This window comes from Thermaurantimonas sp., from assembly GCF_046299575.1.
GTDB lineage: Bacteria > Bacteroidota > Bacteroidia > Flavobacteriales > Schleiferiaceae > Thermaurantimonas.
On sequence record NZ_JBKBHX010000003.1, the window covers coordinates 1 to 16,451 of the forward strand.

The 16,451-nt window shown below is 42.7% G+C and carries 16 protein-coding genes; 7 read left to right on the plus strand and 9 right to left on the minus strand.

What is annotated here, in order from left to right; all coding sequences use genetic code 11:
* The first annotated feature begins 291 nt into the window (after window positions 1-291).
* Complete coding sequence (gene mnmH / locus ACK4EX_RS05015) at window positions 292-1,332, plus strand: tRNA 2-selenouridine(34) synthase MnmH (protein WP_409770388.1); 1,041 nt, start codon at window positions 292-294, stop codon at window positions 1,330-1,332.
* Window positions 1,317-2,360, plus strand: a complete 1,044-nt coding sequence (selD, locus tag ACK4EX_RS05020; protein ID WP_409770390.1) for a selenide, water dikinase SelD — start codon at window positions 1,317-1,319, stop codon at window positions 2,358-2,360. Before mnmH ends, selD begins: the two co-directional genes overlap by 16 nt.
* A gap of 1 nt (window position 2,361) precedes the next feature.
* Here selD and ACK4EX_RS05025 read toward each other — a convergent pair whose 3' ends face one another.
* From ACK4EX_RS05025 to ACK4EX_RS05045, 5 genes are read right to left on the minus strand one after another with little or no spacing between them, the layout of a single operon-like run.
* Window positions 2,362-3,603 carry a 3-deoxy-D-manno-octulosonic acid transferase gene (locus ACK4EX_RS05025; protein ID WP_409770392.1) on the minus strand — a complete coding sequence of 414 codons (1,242 nt, stop codon included), beginning with the start codon at window positions 3,601-3,603 and terminating at the stop codon, window positions 2,362-2,364.
* Window positions 3,603-4,697, minus strand: a complete 1,095-nt coding sequence (locus tag ACK4EX_RS05030; RefSeq protein WP_409770395.1) for a fatty acid desaturase family protein — start codon at window positions 4,695-4,697, stop codon at window positions 3,603-3,605. The genes ACK4EX_RS05025 and ACK4EX_RS05030 overlap by 1 nt, the downstream gene beginning before the upstream one ends.
* A 2-nt stretch (window positions 4,698-4,699) precedes the next feature.
* Window positions 4,700-6,361 (minus strand): 1-deoxy-D-xylulose-5-phosphate synthase N-terminal domain-containing protein, encoded by a 1,662-nt coding sequence (locus tag ACK4EX_RS05035; protein WP_409770396.1) that lies wholly within the window; start codon window positions 6,359-6,361, stop codon window positions 4,700-4,702.
* On the minus strand, window positions 6,361-8,430 hold the full coding sequence (locus ACK4EX_RS05040) for a M13 family metallopeptidase (RefSeq protein ID WP_409770399.1): 2,070 nt from the start codon (window positions 8,428-8,430) through the stop codon (window positions 6,361-6,363). The genes ACK4EX_RS05035 and ACK4EX_RS05040 overlap by 1 nt, the downstream gene beginning before the upstream one ends.
* Window positions 8,427-10,322 carry a hypothetical protein gene (locus ACK4EX_RS05045; protein ID WP_409770402.1) on the minus strand — a complete coding sequence of 632 codons (1,896 nt, stop codon included), beginning with the start codon at window positions 10,320-10,322 and terminating at the stop codon, window positions 8,427-8,429. Before ACK4EX_RS05045 ends, ACK4EX_RS05040 begins: the two co-directional genes overlap by 4 nt.
* 113 nt (window positions 10,323-10,435) lie before the next feature.
* On the opposite strand from ACK4EX_RS05045, the gene ACK4EX_RS05050 reads away from it, so the two are divergent.
* From ACK4EX_RS05050 to ACK4EX_RS05070, 5 genes are all read left to right on the plus strand, one after another.
* Window positions 10,436-10,561, plus strand: coding sequence for a hypothetical protein (locus ACK4EX_RS05050; protein ID WP_409770403.1), 126 nt, complete (start codon window positions 10,436-10,438; stop codon window positions 10,559-10,561).
* Window positions 10,562-10,828: 267 nt separating this feature from the next.
* Window positions 10,829-11,170: a hypothetical protein gene (locus ACK4EX_RS05055; protein WP_409770405.1), complete on the plus strand. Its 342-nt coding sequence runs from the start codon at window positions 10,829-10,831 to the stop codon at window positions 11,168-11,170.
* 86 nt (window positions 11,171-11,256) lie between these two features.
* Entirely contained in the window at window positions 11,257-12,009 is a 753-nt protein-coding gene (locus ACK4EX_RS05060; RefSeq protein WP_409770407.1) for an MbnP family protein, read from the plus strand.
* Window positions 12,010-12,080: 71 nt separating this feature from the next.
* Window positions 12,081-13,115 carry a cytochrome-c peroxidase gene (locus tag ACK4EX_RS05065; RefSeq protein ID WP_409770409.1) on the plus strand — a complete coding sequence of 345 codons (1,035 nt, stop codon included), beginning with the start codon at window positions 12,081-12,083 and terminating at the stop codon, window positions 13,113-13,115.
* Window positions 13,112-14,041: a hypothetical protein gene (locus tag ACK4EX_RS05070; protein WP_409770410.1), complete on the plus strand. Its 930-nt coding sequence runs from the start codon at window positions 13,112-13,114 to the stop codon at window positions 14,039-14,041. The genes ACK4EX_RS05065 and ACK4EX_RS05070 overlap by 4 nt, the downstream gene beginning before the upstream one ends.
* A gap of 8 nt (window positions 14,042-14,049) precedes the next feature.
* Here ACK4EX_RS05070 and ACK4EX_RS05075 read toward each other — a convergent pair whose 3' ends face one another.
* From ACK4EX_RS05075 to ACK4EX_RS05090, 4 genes are read right to left on the minus strand one after another with little or no spacing between them, the layout of a single operon-like run.
* Entirely contained in the window at window positions 14,050-14,655 is a 606-nt protein-coding gene (locus ACK4EX_RS05075; RefSeq protein ID WP_409770412.1) for a flavin reductase family protein, read from the minus strand.
* On the minus strand, window positions 14,652-15,338 hold the full coding sequence (locus ACK4EX_RS05080; protein WP_409770415.1) for an SDR family NAD(P)-dependent oxidoreductase: 687 nt from the start codon (window positions 15,336-15,338) through the stop codon (window positions 14,652-14,654). The genes ACK4EX_RS05075 and ACK4EX_RS05080 overlap by 4 nt, the downstream gene beginning before the upstream one ends.
* On the minus strand, window positions 15,335-16,078 hold the full coding sequence (gene folE / locus ACK4EX_RS05085) for a GTP cyclohydrolase I FolE (RefSeq protein ID WP_409770417.1): 744 nt from the start codon (window positions 16,076-16,078) through the stop codon (window positions 15,335-15,337). Before folE ends, ACK4EX_RS05080 begins: the two co-directional genes overlap by 4 nt.
* Window positions 16,032-16,451, minus strand: coding sequence for a 6-pyruvoyl trahydropterin synthase family protein (locus ACK4EX_RS05090; protein ID WP_409770418.1), 420 nt, complete (start codon window positions 16,449-16,451; stop codon window positions 16,032-16,034). The genes folE and ACK4EX_RS05090 overlap by 47 nt, the downstream gene beginning before the upstream one ends.

Genomic DNA, 16,451 nt, shown 5'->3' on the forward strand with positions numbered 1-16,451 from the left:
CAAAAAACGGGCTGCAAAGGTAAATACTCATATCTCTTCTGTACAAGTGCTCTGAAAAAATTTTTTGAGAGAGTTATTGTAGATTGAAATTCAAAACCTTACAACAGCCTATTAAATGACCTATTCTCGTTTATGCAATGCGCAATGAAAAGTCACCTTGCAATTCAGCCATTTAAGGTATAAAAGCGATATATCTCTAACCTATTTTGTTAAACCCACAAATTACGCCCCTAAAGCCCATATTTGCATACGTGAAACAGCGAAGTGTCTTGGAATCCAAATAATTGAAAGATGATACGAGAAGTTGAAATTGGAGACTTCCTGAACTTAATTGAAATGGGATTCCCTACGATCGATGCAAGAAGTGAAAGTGAATATTCTGTCGGCCATATTCCGGGCAGCTATAATATTCCTCTATTAAACGATGAGCACAGGGCTGCGGTGGGCACCGCTTACAAGCAAATGGGACGCGAAGCAGCAGTAGAACTTGGTTTTAAATTAGTTGGGCCACTCTTTTTTGAAAAATTCAAATCATTACAACAAAAAGCAGGTAAAGAAAAGAAGTTGCTCATCTATTGCTGGCGCGGAGGTATGCGCTCAAACATCTTAGCATGGATGATGCATCTGGCTGATTACGAAGTATATGTACTGAAAGGAGGTTACAAAGCCTTTAGAAATTGGGCATTGAAATACTTTGAAGCTCCACATTCTTTCATCGTACTTGGTGGAATGACCGGATCGGGCAAAACTGAAATTTTGCGCATATTAATGACAAAAGGGGAGAAAGTTCTGGATTTAGAGCATTTAGCCTCTCATCGCGGTAGTGCTTTTGGCCATATCGACATGCCTCCTCAGCCTACAAACGAGCATTTTGAAAATCTAATAGCAATACAACTATTTCGATATCACGATTTGAAACCTATCTGGGTAGAAAATGAAAGCAGGAAAATCGGAAGACTCAAAATTCCTGACGCGCTATTTGATCAACTTATAAAAGCGCCAACTGTAGTAGTAGAAGTCCCTGAATCAATTCGAAAACGGCGAGTTTTAGATGAATATGGAAAATATGACACAATAGCCTTATCTGAAGCAACACGCAAACTGCAAAAACGCCTCGGAAATGAACGAATGAACTCAGCACTTAATGCCTTGCATAATAAAGATTTAAATAAATGGCTAGACACAGTTCTTCCATACTATGACAAAACCTATCAATATGACCTCGAAAAACGAAACTCTACTGTACTGTTTGTTCCTTTTGACTGGAACAATATTGATGAAAGCATCTCTAAACTGTTTGATTTGAGCATGAAACTATGGAAAAACGACTAACTCACTTCAGCAGCGGATCGGGATGTGGCTGCAAAATACATCCCTCTAAGCTGGAAGAAATTTTAAAAGATGTGCGTTTGGATGTGCATTCTTTTCCGAATCTTTTAGTAGGTAATGATGCATCTGACGACGCTTCTGTTTTAAAAATCAACGACGAATGGGCACTCGTTCAAACAGTTGACTTTTTTACTCCCATAGTGGATGATCCCTATGTTTTTGGACAAATCGCAGCTGCAAACGCCTTGAGCGATGTGTATGCGATGGGCGGTAAACCATTGATGGCCAATGCCTTGCTTTGCTGGCCTGTAGAAGAACTGCCAGCAGAGCAGGCGGCTAAAGTTTTAGAAGGTGCAAAAAAGGTATGTGATAAGGCGCATATCCCTTTAGCAGGGGGACATTCTATCAATATTAAAGAAATAGCCTTTGGGCTTTCTGTAACGGGCACAGTTCATCCGCTGAAAATTATGAAAAATGCCGGGGCAACTATTGGTGATGTACTATTTCTTACAAAACCTCTTGGTACTGGCATACTCAGTACAGCTCTGAAAAGGGGAAAACTGATCGAAAGTGGATACTATGCCCTCCTGCAAGTGGCTACTGAACTGAATGCTATCGGAGCAGAATTGAGTTCTATAGATGGCGTGCATGCAGTGACTGATGTTACCGGCTTTGGACTTTATGGACATTTAATTGAAATGTGTAAAGCCTCCGGGGTGAGTGCTGAAGTGTATTTTGATAAAATACCTAAAATCGCAGAAGCTGCGCAGTACATCCAGGAATTCATCTTGCCGGATAACACCTTCAGAAATTGGAACAGCTACGCTCAGTACATCGACTGCCCTCTACCTGAAGCATTTGCATGGCTCAACGACCCTCAAACAAACGGCGGACTTCTCATTGCTGTAGATGAACATACTGCCGATACATTCGCAACTGCACTAAAAAAACACGGCTTCACTCAATTTCCTGTAGAACCAATAGGCAGAATTCTGCCGATAGAAGAAAAATTAATTTACGTGAAACGCTGAACTAAAATCCCTCTTTCGCCTTAAGGATCTTTATCACTCTGGATGTAGCATCCGTGTATTTTGTGAACCAGCGATCGATGTGCTCTTTGACACTGTAGCGCAACTGAGCATTTTCGTAATGAAGAAGCCATTTCTCCAATTCAGCTGAAGTTTTGTAGGAATGAGCAAATTGTTGAGAAATGGCTTCTTCTGCCTCCCAAAATTTATGGTGCCTGGGGCCAAAAAGTACAGGAATTCCGTATGCAAGGGCCTCAACAATGTTGTGAAGCCCTGAGCCAAAAGCCCCTCCTACTAAAGCTACATCAGCATATCGGTACAACCGCGACAAATAACCGACGGTATCAATGAGTAAAACTCTTTTTTCAGCAATCTCCGAATCTTGGGTTTGAGTAAAGAGTGCTGCAGGAACCGAAAGAGTTTTAGCCAATCGCTGCACATTTGATTCCGAAACATCGTGCGGAGTAATAATCCAGCGCCATCGTGGGTATTTGTGAATTAATGGAACATATCTCTCTTCATCGCCACTCCAGCTGCTACCGACGATTATCGTGTAGTAATTCTCTCTAAAATTTTCGACCAATGAATTTGAATAGGCCGAAAGGCTTACTTCCCTTGCGCGATCAAATCGGGTATCGCCGGTTAAAAACAGATGGGTGGTAAGTCCATACTGCTGAGCCAGTTCAATGGATTGCTCATTCTGAACCATTATAGCGGTACAACTTTTCAGAATTTTTAAAACTGGATTTGCCGGTATATTCCAAAACCATTGATCCGATCTAAAGACTACACCGGCGAAAAACAAGGGAATTTTCTGAGCAATAATCGTTTTTAAAAGATTCGGCCAAAACTCATACTTGATAAACAGAACAGCTTTGGGTTTTACTATACCCAATAAGCTTTCGGCATTGCCCGGAGTGTCTAGCGGTAAATAAAACTTAACAGATACAAGACCTTCGTCTTTAAAATGATTGAAGCCTGATGGTGAGAAAAAACTCAAAACTATATGGATATCAGGCTTTTCATTTTTTAAAGCCTTTATGATAGGCCGGGCCATTTCATACTCGCCCAGCGACGATGCGTGAATCCAGAAAATTTGACCTTTAGGAAGGTTTGCTTTGAGCTTATTCTGCCAATCTTTTCTACCTTTAATCCAGTCTTTTGCTTTTGAATTCCAAAGTGATGCAAGCCAGATAGCTGCGTAGTATATCCTGATGCCTATACCATACACCAGTGAAAAAATCATCACGCAGGCTTTTTACTAAGTAGGATCAAATACCTAAAATGCTCAACGAGCGCCTGGCTAAAACGCGCATATTCTCGGTATTTGATGTTAAACTCCTCTGCTGTCTGTTTTACAATGCTGGCAATTTTTGGATAATGAACATGGCTAATGTGTGGAAACAAATGGTGTTCGATCTGGTAATTTAAACCACCTAAATACCAAGTAATCAATGGGTTGTTTCTCGAAAAATTGGCTGTAGTCTGCAATTGATGTACACTCCAGACTTTATTTTTCTTCGAGATGTCAGATATCTGCTGTACATCAGGCATCACATGGGCCATCTGAAAGATAAAGCTCAGCGTGATACCAGCGGTAAAATGCATGAGCAACATTCCCAAAAGTATCTCGTACCAGGCTCTATCGATTATTAAAAAGGGCAATGCAATGAATATGAAATAATTAACGAGCTTTGACACAATTAAGATAACAAGTTCTTTTGAATAGGTGGTGTTTGCTCTACGAAGCAATCCCTCGCGATGATAGCGATGAAGCTGCACAAAGTCTTTTATCAATAGCCAATTCAACGTAAGCAGTCCATATAAAAAGGGCGCATAAAAGGGTTGAAGGCGATGTATCGGTTTCCAATCTTGCTCCGGATGCAGTCGAATCAATCCACCTGTATCTACATCTTCATCTTTGCCATGCACATTCGTGAAAGTGTGATGCAGCATATTGTGTTGAATTTTCCAGGTAATCACATTACCAGCAAGTAAAAACATAGAATAGCCGGCAAGTTTGTTTACGGTTTCGTATCTTGAAAAGGCACCGTGATTGCCATCGTGCATTACGCCCATGCCCACTCCCGCCATACCAAGGCCCATGATGAACCAAAGTACATAAAACCAAAAAGTCGAAACATTAAAAAGTAACAAGACAAAAAATGGCAAGAGATAAGAAGTCATTAACACAAAAGCTTTAACGAATAGCTGGACGTTGCCTTTAGGGCTAAGTTGGTTTTCCTGAAAAAATCGATGAACGCGCTCGTTTAGCTTGCGGTGAAATTCTTTGTAAAGTTCAACAGCATAAGTGGGTTCAACTACATGATTTTGTTTCATTTTCAATTCTCTAAATTTTGAATAATCGTGTTAAAAATTCCATCGGATGACAGTCCTGTCAAATGTAACAACTCTGAGGGTGTACCATGCGTGATAAAGGCATGCGGGAGCGTCATAGGTACAATTTTAGGTAGTCGTTCACCATGTGCCTTCAACACCAAAGAGGCACTGAGCTTTTCTGCCAAGCTGCCTGTGAAATAATTTTCTTCAGCAATAAACAGCCAGTTTTGTCCTGCTAATTTTTCAAGCAAAGTGGAGTTTTCAACAGCATCCGGCGAGTGGAGAGAAACAAAATTCAATTGAACTCCCTTTTCAGTTAAGCGCTTAAAAGCCTTATAAGCTTGATGCGACAGTGCACCTACGACCAACAAGCTGTTAGGTGCATCGTTCCAAATAAAATCAGGAATATCGTCTTCAAAATCTGTAACAGTAGAATCTCGAGGAATTCGAAGTGCGGCCAAATGTGGCGAATTTGCCCAGTTTTGAATATCTTTTTCGAGGCAATGTGTCGAGTCAGGAAAGTACACCTTGAGACCTGGTATGGTAGAAAGTATCTGAAAATCAAATACACCGTGATGGGTGGGTCCATCTTCACCGACCAAACCGGCCCGATCAACTACAAACATTACCGGAAAGCCTTGTAAAGCTACATCATGGATCAGCTGGTCAACTGCTCTTTGAAGAAAGGTGCTGTAAATGTGTACGATCACCTTTTTACCGCCTTTTGCCAGTCCCGAAGCCACTCCTACACATGCTTGCTCAGTAATACCTGTATCGAGCACTCGATCAGGATACTTCTCTTTTAATTCTTTTATTCCTGCACCAGCTAACATTGCAGGGCTAAACACATAAAGATCAGGATGCTCTTGTAAACAAGTTTCTATTGCCTTTCGCAAGTAAGTTCTAATCGGAAGTTGCTTCGATGACGTATTGAATTCGACTTTAATTCGTTGGATGCATGTACACACGCGCAGTATTCGAGGACCACGTAATTGAATAGCTTCTTTTAATTTAGGGAGTAATTCGAGAATATTATTCCCATCTACTTCACCTAAGTATGAAAAATTCAATGCTCTGAAGAAGTCCTTATATTTTCCAAATGCGCTAAGCGCCCCAACATTAGGATCGATCGACAGTCCATTGTCGTTTAATATCACCAGAATGTCTGCATTCCACTCACCGGCTATGTTAAGTGCTTCAAAGGCCTGACCACCTGTAAGCGCTCCATCGCCAATGACAGCAACTGTTTTAAAATTATTATCGGCCAACCACAACCCTAAAGCCATGGAAATACTTGTAGAGGAATGTCCGGTGTAGAAAAGGTCGTATGGGCTTTCGGCTGGAGAGGGAAAACCAGATATGCCATCGAGTCGCCTGAGCGATTGATACATAGCCTCTCCCCTTCCCGTAAGCACTTTATGAACAGCCATTTGGTGGCCAACATCCCAGATTAAACGATCCCTTGGTGTATCGAGAAGATAGTGCAAGGCCACCGTTAGCTCGGTGACTCCCAGAGAACTTTCCAGGTGTGCCTTTTTATCGGTAGGAATTTGAGCTACATATTGCCTAAGCTCATTACAGAGTTCAGGCAGCTCCTCAACGGAAAACTGCCTGATATCAGTAGGACTTTTTATTTCTTTAGCCCGAAAAACAAATGGTTTCATTACCAAATGACAACCCGCTTATCGGCCTCTTTCACCATTGGATCACCCTCTTTGCAGCCCCAAGCTTCTCTAAATTCTTTCATCATGCTCATGGGGCCGTTTACGCGATAGCGCGCCGGACTGTGGTAGTCAGTAGTAACCTGAATGCGTAGATAGCCATCGGTTACATTGCTTTGCCATACTTGTGCCCACCCCAGGAAAACGCGCTGCTCTGGAGTAAAACCAGCTAGCATACCCGAAGGATGAGTAGCCTTATAGCGCTGGTAGGCATAATAGGCGAGTGTAAGACCTCCCAGGTCGGCAATATTTTCTCCCAAGGTCATTTTACCATTTACTGCATAACCTGGCAGTGGTTCGTACATGCTGTAATGCTCTGCCAACAGCCTTGCGCGAGCCTCAAACTGTGCTGAATCCACAGCATTCCACCAGTTACTCAGCTGTCCGAAGGCATTGTACTTTCGGCCTTGATCGTCGAATCCATGGCTGAACTCGTGGCCAATCACACCTCCAATGGCTCCGTAATTAATGGCGGCATCGGCCTTCGGGTCATAAAAAGGAGGCTGTAAAATGCCAGCAGGAAACACAATCTCATTAAAAGTCGGATTGTAATACGCATTGACTATGTGTGCGCCCATAAACCATTCATCCTTGTCTACCGGCTTACCTAAGCGACCCAGGTTGTCGCGAAACTGATACTGACGAATGTTCTGCAGGTTGCGCACATAGCTGGTCGGAGTTATTTCAAGACCTTCGTACGACTTCCACTTATTTGGATAGCCAATTTTGTAGGTAAAAGCATTGAGCTTTTCGAGCGCTTTTTGCTTGGTTTCTTCAGTCATCCAATCGCGTGTTGCGATGCGTTGACGGAAAACTTCGCGGATGTTTTCGACCATCAACTCTACATCGGCCTTGGCCTCAGGGGAGAAATAGCGCTCAGCAAAGAGACGGCCAAGAGGCTCCGAAAGTCCATCGTTCATTTTGGCCAATACGCGCTTCCAGCGAGGTTTCATCGTTTGAGTGCCATAAAGTACCCCTGAGAAGAAGTCGAAATGTCTCTTTACAAAAGCATAAGGCAGTGCATCGATATAGGCTTCATAGGTTTTCCAAACGGCATAAGCACGCCATTGCTCAGGTTTAAATTTCAGGAGTACTGAATCAAGAGCTTTTAAATAATTCACGTGGGTTATAACGATGGAATCGGTCGTTACCCCAAATTGGCGAAGGAATTCACCCGGCTTTAGATGTGAGGTCAATCGATTGGCCTCTGATATGATCATTTTGTTGTATGTGAGCTCAGGTCTGCGCATGTCCTGTCGAGCCATGTGAAGGCGTGCCAGTTCTGTCTCAATGGAATATACAGCTTCGCTCATTTCAGTCGCTAGCTGTGGCTTTCTAACACCATGTAGTGCAAAGAAATCAGCAAGAAACTTTTTGTACTCCTGCTGCTGGTAGAGGGTAACGCTATCGGTGCGCAAATAATTGTCGCGATCGGGCAGCGAAAGACCCGATTGCCCCCAATACACGATGTAGCGCTCGGGATTCTTTGCATCGGTGCGCACTCCCATGTAAAATGGAATTCGAATGCCTACCTTCATGGCGTAGGTAAACCAATCAACAAGCGTTTTGACATTTGTTATCTGATTTGTCAGACTCAGCAAGGGTTCTATTTCAACGGTAGCCTTGGACTCTATGGTAGCACTGTCCATAGCAGCAGCGTAAAAATCGGCACACAGCTGCCGGGCAGAGTATTTTTCAGAAGGCACATTTTTATTGCTGTATTCTTGCAAGATCTGATACAATCGCTCGTTGTTCTTTTCAATTAAAATGTTAAACGATCCCCATCTCGATTCACTCTCCGGAATCGGATTTCGCTCCATCCACCGAGCTGTGGTGTACTGATAAAAGTCTTCGCAAGGTGAATATTTTGGTTCTAGTAGTGATATATCAAAACCAGGAATTACCTGCTTTTCTGATTTTGTGTAAGCTCCAGCGGAATCTGTTTTTACAGATTTACAGGTAACAATAGTAAGTGAAATCGCTGAAACAACTAAAATTCTCTTCCATCTCATTGATTCAACCATTTTAAACGAAATTCTACTTCTTTTTCTGTGATGTTTTCAGAAGGTTCAAGGTAATGCTCCTGCTCGATGGTGAGCAATACCGCTTTAGCCTTAAGCATTATTTTTTTGTATTTGTTCTTCTTACCAGGGCGATTGATTTCAAAGGTCACAAGGTCACCTTCTTTGGTATTGTTAAAATAGTTCATTACTGTAGATTCAAAGGTCTCAATGGTTAAGGGCATTCCTTGAATGGAAAGAATTTCATCGCCCTGCTTTAGCCCTAATGCCTTACCAAACTCATCGAGATCGTCGGTGTCTGACACATAAATTGTTTTGCGCTCATCGTTGTAATTAAGCCTGATGCCGCCAAACGAAGGAAGGCGTTTTGAATAGGTAGGTTTATAAGTTATTCCAGACAACTTGAGCAATTCCTCAAGCGGCAGAGGTTCAGCAGCATCGAAGTAACGAGCAAAAAACTCCTTCATCTCCGGAAAAGAGTGCGCAGCAAAGACGTCAAAAAAGTCTTCATCTACAAAGAAAGTATCTCGACCATAGGTTTTCTGAAGTTTGTGGATAACGTCTCCCAAACCATTCTCTCCATTCGATAAGCTCCTCAACTTTAGATCGAGGCACATGGCCAGCACAGCACCCTTATTATATACATTCAGATATTGGTCTTCGTACACATCGAGCGCATATTTTGAGCTCGTAGTAATAGGCACATATTTATTAAAATTATCCATAGCCACAATTTTTTCGCGCATCCTTTCCAGAAAGTCTCTTACGTCGATGAGACCGCTCCTCACTTGAATCAGTTGCGAGGTATACTCCGTGACCCCCTCGTAGAGCCAAAGGTGTTTCGACATCTTCGGATGACTGAAATCAAAATTGTGCACATATTGACTTCTCAATGTTAAGGGAGTCACGATGTGTAAGAATTCATGCGCCACAATGTCGTTCATGTAACGATAAAACTCCTCCCCATCAAACTCAGGCATATAGAGCACCGTTGAAGTTTCGTGCTCCAAGGCCCCAAAGCCGGCACCAAAAATGTTTTCAGGAGAGGACAGATAAAGCAATACAGTGTAAACATCGGTAGGCAAAATGCCACCCAAATAATCGGCTGCTGCTTCGAAGATCGCTTTCATTTCATCAATGGCTTTTCGGGCGTTTACCTCATTATTTGGACTGTATACGGCTACTGAAATGATGGCATTTTTCACACGTACAGAAGCCGTATCGGGCACGGCGTACAAGATTGGATTATCGTGAATTTGAAAGTAATTCTTGCCCTGAAATACATCTTGATCCTTACCTCTGCTTATTACAGGCAGCGAAGTAGCACCATAGAGATACGAAGGTCTCTTAACCGTAAGGCGATACGGCATTTGGTGTTGCCCCTCTACATAACCAATGCTAGTAAACAGATTCATCAAAAAAACAGAATCTTTATAATCAGAGCCTGCCGGCTCAAAAATCCGCTTGCCTGACTCATCGCTGAAGGTCTCCTTCGCCTTATAGCGAATGGTAGAAAGCTTGCTGCCCGGATAGATTTTCCATTGATTTACACTCGATTTAATCACCTGCAGCGGCATACCCTGCGCATCGTAGGCTTGTAAGTCACTCACAAAGCGGCCAAAGTCATATATTTTATAAGTACCCGGCACAATGGCCGGCATGCTGTAAATCACCGTATCTTGACGCATCGCCGGTACACGCACCTCTACCGGTATCAGCCCATCCCGGTACTCATATAGCGATATTGTTACATCGTATTGTCGAATTTCTCGGTTGGTCTCTGGTCTTTTTTGCTGAGTAGTAGTCCTTGAAGGTTTTCCGTTTTGAGCGTGTACCCATCCAAAAATTAACAAAGAACTAATTACAAAAAACGATTTTCTCATAAAGATTCTGCGAAAATTACATGCGGCTAATGTACACTACACAGCCACAATCAACACCACAACCGACTACAAGTCCGTTTTGTCTTTTCATTTTAATTAAGTGAGCCTATGGTATGAGGCATAATAAAGCCTTCACATCGGTTTGTTCAGACGAGGCTGCGATATCTGACTTTGTAAGTTGCCAGTCACTTCAGGACATCTTCACTCCCGTGCTTCTGCAGCGCCTTATTCTACTGTAATTCAGCGCTTTCGCGCATGTGATATATCCTACTAGAAAACAGTTTTTTTCAACCTTTTTACCACCATGGTCTTTAATCAACAATGAACTTTTCAAGTTTAATTTATGCTTTTTCTTATTTTTTAACCTTGTCACCCTTCCAGAACATTTCACGATGATTGTAATTTAATGACATCAATCACACAATTTCAAACTACAGCCATCATTAAATTTGCAACTGCAAAGGGAAATGAAGAGAGCTCTCGTCTATTTTATACAATTCGCACTTATGATGCCCGCACTAATCGGTGCATTTAAGCTTTCTTCTTATTTTTTGGAGCTTGAGAGGTATAAAATTCAATGTAAGAATCGAGACAATACAGAAATCATCTGTAATGGATTGTGTAAACTTAGTGAAGAGCTATCGCTTGAAAGTCAAGATAATGAGCCTTCCAAACCCCTTCTTCCTCCAATTGAAAACATTATCCCTCTTTTTTACTGTACTGAAAATGATTCACTCCTTCCCGAAGTCCCTCTCTTATTTATAAAGAAAACAAACCACTATCATTACAAAGCCTTTCTCCCTCAGAACGTCATAAGTAAGCTTGAAAAGCCGCCAACCGTTGGTTGATATTTTCCATGTCTCATTTTGATAGCTTTTACATTCACATTCAATCTGCTAAAGGATTTTATTAACCAACAATAACGCATTATATAATGAAAAAACTATTTCTAATTGCCTTGGCGGCTACACTGTTTGCTTGTACTAAAGAAAACAAAAACGATGAAAATCCGGCTGAACAAACCGGAACAGTTGAAATCAAATTCGAACACGTTTGGGGAGCTAATATGGCACCCTTTGCCCTTAATCAAGAAATGACCCACCCCTCTGGTCAAAAAATGACCTTTACAACTCTTAAATATTACATTTCTAATATTAAGCTCAAAAAAGCTGACGGCACAGAATGGGTACAGCCCGAGAGCTACTATATCGTAGATGCACGTCAAAAGCCAGAAGCCGTAATCTCCATTCCAAAAGTTCCGGTTGGCGACTATGTAGAAGTAAGTTTCCTCTTAGGCGTTGACAGCCTTCGCAATACCTCAGGTGCTCAGGTGGGGGCTCTTAGTCCTGAACATGGCATGTTCTGGAGCTGGAATACAGGATATATCTTCATAAAAGCCGAAGGCACCTCTCCCAACTCGCCTACTGGCGATTTCGCCTACCACATCGGCGGATTTTCAGGTCAATTTAATGCAATCCGCGGCCGAACAATCAACTTTAATGGTGCCACCCTCATGGTGCGCAAAGACGCAGTACCATCCATCCATCTGATGGTAAATGCTGCTAGATTTTGGCATGGAGGCATTATGCTTGCTGACGTGAGCAAAATTCACGCTCCCGGGCCTATGGCTGTAACAATGGCCACCAATTTTCAAGGCGGAATCACTTTCGACCATATTCACAACTAATTTTCTCAAGTAATTGATTCGGTTCGGAACACATTTTAAGTTCCGAACCGAATATTTAATGAGTCGTTACTATGAATGTGAAAGTTTTCGTGCTATTGGCACTACTCATTTTCGTTTCTTGCCAAAAAGACATACTTAAAGACCCTGAACAGAATGAGCTAACCTTAGATATCCCTTCTTACTTCCCCACTCCTCGATATAAGTTTGAGCAAAATAGACTGACCCGTAATGGTTTTGAACTCGGTCGCAAACTCTTCTACGATCCCATCTTATCAGCTGACAGCAGCATCTCATGCGGCACCTGTCATGCGCAAGTACACGCCTTTGCCGATCACAATCAGTCCGTAAGCACCGGAGTGTTTGGGCGCATCGGCACCCGTAATGCCCTGCCGACTTTTAACCTCATCTTCGCTCCCTTTTTTCACTGGGACGGTGGCATTAACCACATCGAGATGCAACCCACAGCCCCGCTGCTCAATCACGATGAAATGGACATCTCCATGGCCGAAGCACTTCGCAGGTTGCGCAATCATCCTGAGTATCCCGGACTCTTCAAAAAGGTATTTGGAACCTCTGAAATTTCAGCTCGCGACTTTTTGTATGCTCTCACGCAGTTTCAAGGGGCAATTATTTCGGCTAATTCTAAATACGACCGCTACCTGCAAGGCAAGGCTCAGCTTACTGCCGACGAACTGGCCGGACTTAAACTCTTTGAAAAACACTGTGCCACTTGCCACTCTGGTGCTTTACAAACTGATTATGCTTTCAGAAGCAATGGCTTAGAATGGAACGGTAAAGAAGAGGGTCGATATCACATTACGCTCGACTCAGCTGACTTTCAAAAGTTCAGAACACCCTCCTTACGAAATGTTACACTCACCCGGCCGTACATGCACGACGGGCGATTTAATTCCTTGCAAGCAGTGCTCGATCACTACGCCGACTTAGGCAAAAACAAACCAGCACCACCTTTCACCGACCCTAAGCTTAAAAATGGCCTACCTCTCTCAGAAGACGACAAGGAAAAAATAATTACTTTCCTACACACCTTATCAGACTTTAGCCTTTTAGCCAATCCCATGTATTCAGAACCTAAAGCAAAATGAAATTACGATACAAATTCTTCGCTTTACTAATTGCCCTTTTTACAGTTCCAAAAATTCATCAAGGCTGTGACATATGCGGCTGTGGCGTGGGTGGCGGCTATCTAGGCGTTCTTCCTCAGTTTCAAAAAAACCTCTTAGGTCTTCGCTACTTACATAGCAGCTTTCACCATCCGGCCACCCTATTAAATTCTACCGATGGTCAACTCCTCAAGACCGACTTCTATCATTCAGCAGATCTATGGCTTCGCTACTATATGACTGATAAGTTGCAAGTTTTCACTTTTTTGCCTTACAAAGTGAACGTGAGAAGCTATGAAAATGGTTACAACGAGTGGCTGGCTGGTGTGGGCGATATTCAGCTGAATGCCCTGCACCAAGTAATCAATCAAGGCGCTGATCCAACCAAACTTTTGAGACATATTTGGTTTGTAGGCGGTGGAGTTAAACTGCCCACTGGTAAGTATATGCAGCGCGACAGTGGTCGCCGAATGTTTCCATTGCCTATTCAAGTTGGCTCGGGAGCATGGAGTTTTATATTCCAAAACCTGTATATCCTCCGTTTTAAAAATTTCGGATTTCAAACCGATGTTCAATATCGACATCAGCTGGCCAATGAACTTCAATACAGAATGGGAAACGCAGTAGTGGCAAGCGGCTCGGCCTTCTACTGGTGGCAAGTAAGTCCTCACATAGCCGTCTTACCAATCCTGGGAGGGCAATTCGAATATCTCGAAAAAGACACAGAATATGGTTACACGAAAGAAAATACTGGTGGCAAATACATACTTCTAACCACCGGGATGGATGTTTACTATCAAAAATTGATCTTCCAATTCTTTGGCCAATTTCCGGTGGTAAGCCAGTTACAGGAAGCTCAGCCGACGGTTGGCGCTCGGGTGGGATTAGGGATGGCTTTTTTTTGGTGACTATCTTACTATTGACTCATGCTGACCAAATGCGAAAAGGTATAATAGTCGTTTAATCCGCTCACAGCCACATGTCCCAATCTTTGATGATCGATGCTGCCGTTATTGCACACGGCAGCATCGTCTTTTATATGCACATCGATGACTTCACCTACCACTAATTGCGTTTGATTTGCAGCAATAAGGTGCTTTTCAACAAAGCGAAGCAATAATCTCAATGGACTTTCGGCTACTGCCGGCACGTTTGGGTTACAGCCGAAATACCAAGCCGTAAAACCCAAGATATCGAATTCATCTTCGCACGCTTCGAATTTCTCGGCTGTGCGATGGGCATTATACATCAGCTCTGAAGTAACGGAGTTAAGTGTATAAAACCCATATTCATAGATATTTTCAAGTGTATGGCGTGGCACGGTATGTGGCCTGAAAATCACACCTAATAATGGTGGAGAGGCTCCGATATGGACTAAAGAGTTAAACAGGCCCAGGTTTTTCACTCCATCATTTCTCTGCGTACCGACCATCCAAACCGATCTTACGCCTGAGAGTGTGTTAAAAAAGTTGATTCTGAAGTATTTGTCTTTGTCTTCTAAATAATCAAATAGAGTTTTCATATTTTCAGCGAACTCATACCACCGTCAATATGCAATATTTGACCAGTCATCCACGAACTTAAATCAGAGAGCAGCCAAATCACCGCATTTCCTACATCTTCAGGAGTGCCGAAACGCTTTAATGGATGCCGTTGTCGGGCTGAATCTTGCTTGGCTTCAGTATTTAGCAATTTAGAGGCTAGTGGAGTATCCGTCAAACTAGGGGCAATAGCATTTACGCGAATAGTAGGAGCAAGCTCAGCCGCTAAACTCCTTGTAAGGCCTTCAATAGCACCTTTAGCTGATGCTATACCGGCATGAAAAGGCATACCTATTTGCACAGCCACAGTACTAAAAAGCACAACGGATGCATTGGCGCTCTTCTTTAAAGCAGGAAGACACGCCTGAAGTATTCGAAATGCCCCAAAAAAGTTGATTTCAAACTCTTCTCTCAGCTCAGCATCCATTATACGATTAAAAGGTTTCAAATTGATGGTACCAGGGCAATACACGAGCCCGTCTAAAACCTCTGGAAGTTGTGAAATAGATGTCTGACTTGTGACATCGCAGATTATGTTTTTCACACCGGGTAAATCTGCACTTTTTCGCTGTGCAGCATATACGTTGTTACCACTTTTCAACAGCGATTCTGCCACAAACTTTCCAATACCTGATGAGGCTCCTACAACTAATATGTTTTTCATTTTTTTGCGATGATTGATAGAAATTCCTGTCGCACCAGACTATCTTTAAGAAACTTGCCGCTGTAGTGAGTAGTCACTGTAGTGCTTTGCGTATCCTCTACCCCGCGTGTCTTTACGCAGAAGTGCTCTGCATCGATATATACAGCCACATCTTCGGTCTGCAAAACCTTTTTTAGCTCCTCAGCGATTTGCTCCGTAAGTCGCTCTTGCACCTGAGGTCTTTTGGCAAAATAGCGAACTATTCTATTGATCTTACTTAGGCCAATTACCTTGCCACTGCTGATGTAGGCGACGTGAGCTACCCCAATGATTGGTACCAGGTGGTGTTCACAATACGAATGGACAGTGATATTTTTTTCCACCAGCATCTGATTGTACTGATAGGGATTGTCGAAAAGCTGCACTGAGGGTTTACGCGCAGGATGCAAACCGGAAAAAACCTCCTTCACATACATTTTCGCCACCCTTCGAGGTGTATCTTTCAAACTGTCGTCTTGCAAATCAAGACCAAGTATGTGGAGAATCTCAGCAAATTTTTCGGCTATCAAATCGATTTTTTCATCGTCTGTAAGGTCAAATGCATCAGGCCGTAGGGGCGTTTCCTTGCCAGTACACACGTGATCGTCGCAGCAAGCATCATCTGTGTGTATATGTAGAGCGTGAGCTGTATTTCCATTCAGATGGGGTACGCCATTACGCTTCTTCTCCTGAGTACTCAACATAATTTCTTGGCGTTTCATAAAGGGTGATTTTGAGTTTTAAGTTGGGTGAAATATGTGGGCGCAACCAGTCGTAAATGACAATTGCTATATTCTCAGCCGAAGGAATCAGATTCTTAAACTCTTCGACTTGTAAATTGAGATTTTTGTGGTCTAACCGGGCTTCTACGTGTTTTTTTATCAATTCGGTTAATTCTTTCATATCCATCACATAACCAGTATCCGGATCAACCGGACCAGTTACACTAACGATGAGCTCATAGTTGTGTCCGTGAAAGTACTCATTGTTGCAGAGTCCGAATACTTTCTCGTTTTGTTCACTGTTCCATGCGGGGTTGTGAAGCCTGTGCGCAGCATTGAAGTGCGCATGCCTTGATACTGTAACCAGCTTCAT

What these genes read in the sequence shown, in the direction of transcription:
- ACK4EX_RS05090 (WP_409770418.1), bottom strand. Translation starts at nt 16,451, where the DNA reads ATGAAGCTGGTTACAGTATCAAGGCATGCGCACTTCAATGCTGCGCAC.
- mnmH (WP_409770388.1), top strand. Translation starts at nt 292, where the DNA reads ATGATACGAGAAGTTGAAATTGGAGACTTCCTGAACTTAATTGAAATG.
- ACK4EX_RS05035 (WP_409770396.1), bottom strand. Translation starts at nt 6,361, where the DNA reads ATGAAACCATTTGTTTTTCGGGCTAAAGAAATAAAAAGTCCTACTGAT.
- ACK4EX_RS05065 (WP_409770409.1), top strand. Translation starts at nt 12,081, where the DNA reads ATGAATGTGAAAGTTTTCGTGCTATTGGCACTACTCATTTTCGTTTCT.
- ACK4EX_RS05040 (WP_409770399.1), bottom strand. Translation starts at nt 8,430, where the DNA reads ATGAGATGGAAGAGAATTTTAGTTGTTTCAGCGATTTCACTTACTATT.
- ACK4EX_RS05050 (WP_409770403.1), top strand. Translation starts at nt 10,436, where the DNA reads ATGAGGCATAATAAAGCCTTCACATCGGTTTGTTCAGACGAGGCTGCG.
- ACK4EX_RS05045 (WP_409770402.1), bottom strand. Translation starts at nt 10,322, where the DNA reads ATGAGAAAATCGTTTTTTGTAATTAGTTCTTTGTTAATTTTTGGATGG.
- ACK4EX_RS05055 (WP_409770405.1), top strand. Translation starts at nt 10,829, where the DNA reads ATGATGCCCGCACTAATCGGTGCATTTAAGCTTTCTTCTTATTTTTTG.
- ACK4EX_RS05060 (WP_409770407.1), top strand. Translation starts at nt 11,257, where the DNA reads ATGAAAAAACTATTTCTAATTGCCTTGGCGGCTACACTGTTTGCTTGT.
- ACK4EX_RS05030 (WP_409770395.1), bottom strand. Translation starts at nt 4,697, where the DNA reads ATGAAACAAAATCATGTAGTTGAACCCACTTATGCTGTTGAACTTTAC.
- selD (WP_409770390.1), top strand. Translation starts at nt 1,317, where the DNA reads ATGGAAAAACGACTAACTCACTTCAGCAGCGGATCGGGATGTGGCTGC.
- folE (WP_409770417.1), bottom strand. Translation starts at nt 16,078, where the DNA reads ATGAAACGCCAAGAAATTATGTTGAGTACTCAGGAGAAGAAGCGTAAT.
- ACK4EX_RS05025 (WP_409770392.1), bottom strand. Translation starts at nt 3,603, where the DNA reads ATGATTTTTTCACTGGTGTATGGTATAGGCATCAGGATATACTACGCA.
- ACK4EX_RS05070 (WP_409770410.1), top strand. Translation starts at nt 13,112, where the DNA reads ATGAAATTACGATACAAATTCTTCGCTTTACTAATTGCCCTTTTTACA.
- ACK4EX_RS05075 (WP_409770412.1), bottom strand. Translation starts at nt 14,655, where the DNA reads ATGAAAACTCTATTTGATTATTTAGAAGACAAAGACAAATACTTCAGA.
- ACK4EX_RS05080 (WP_409770415.1), bottom strand. Translation starts at nt 15,338, where the DNA reads ATGAAAAACATATTAGTTGTAGGAGCCTCATCAGGTATTGGAAAGTTT.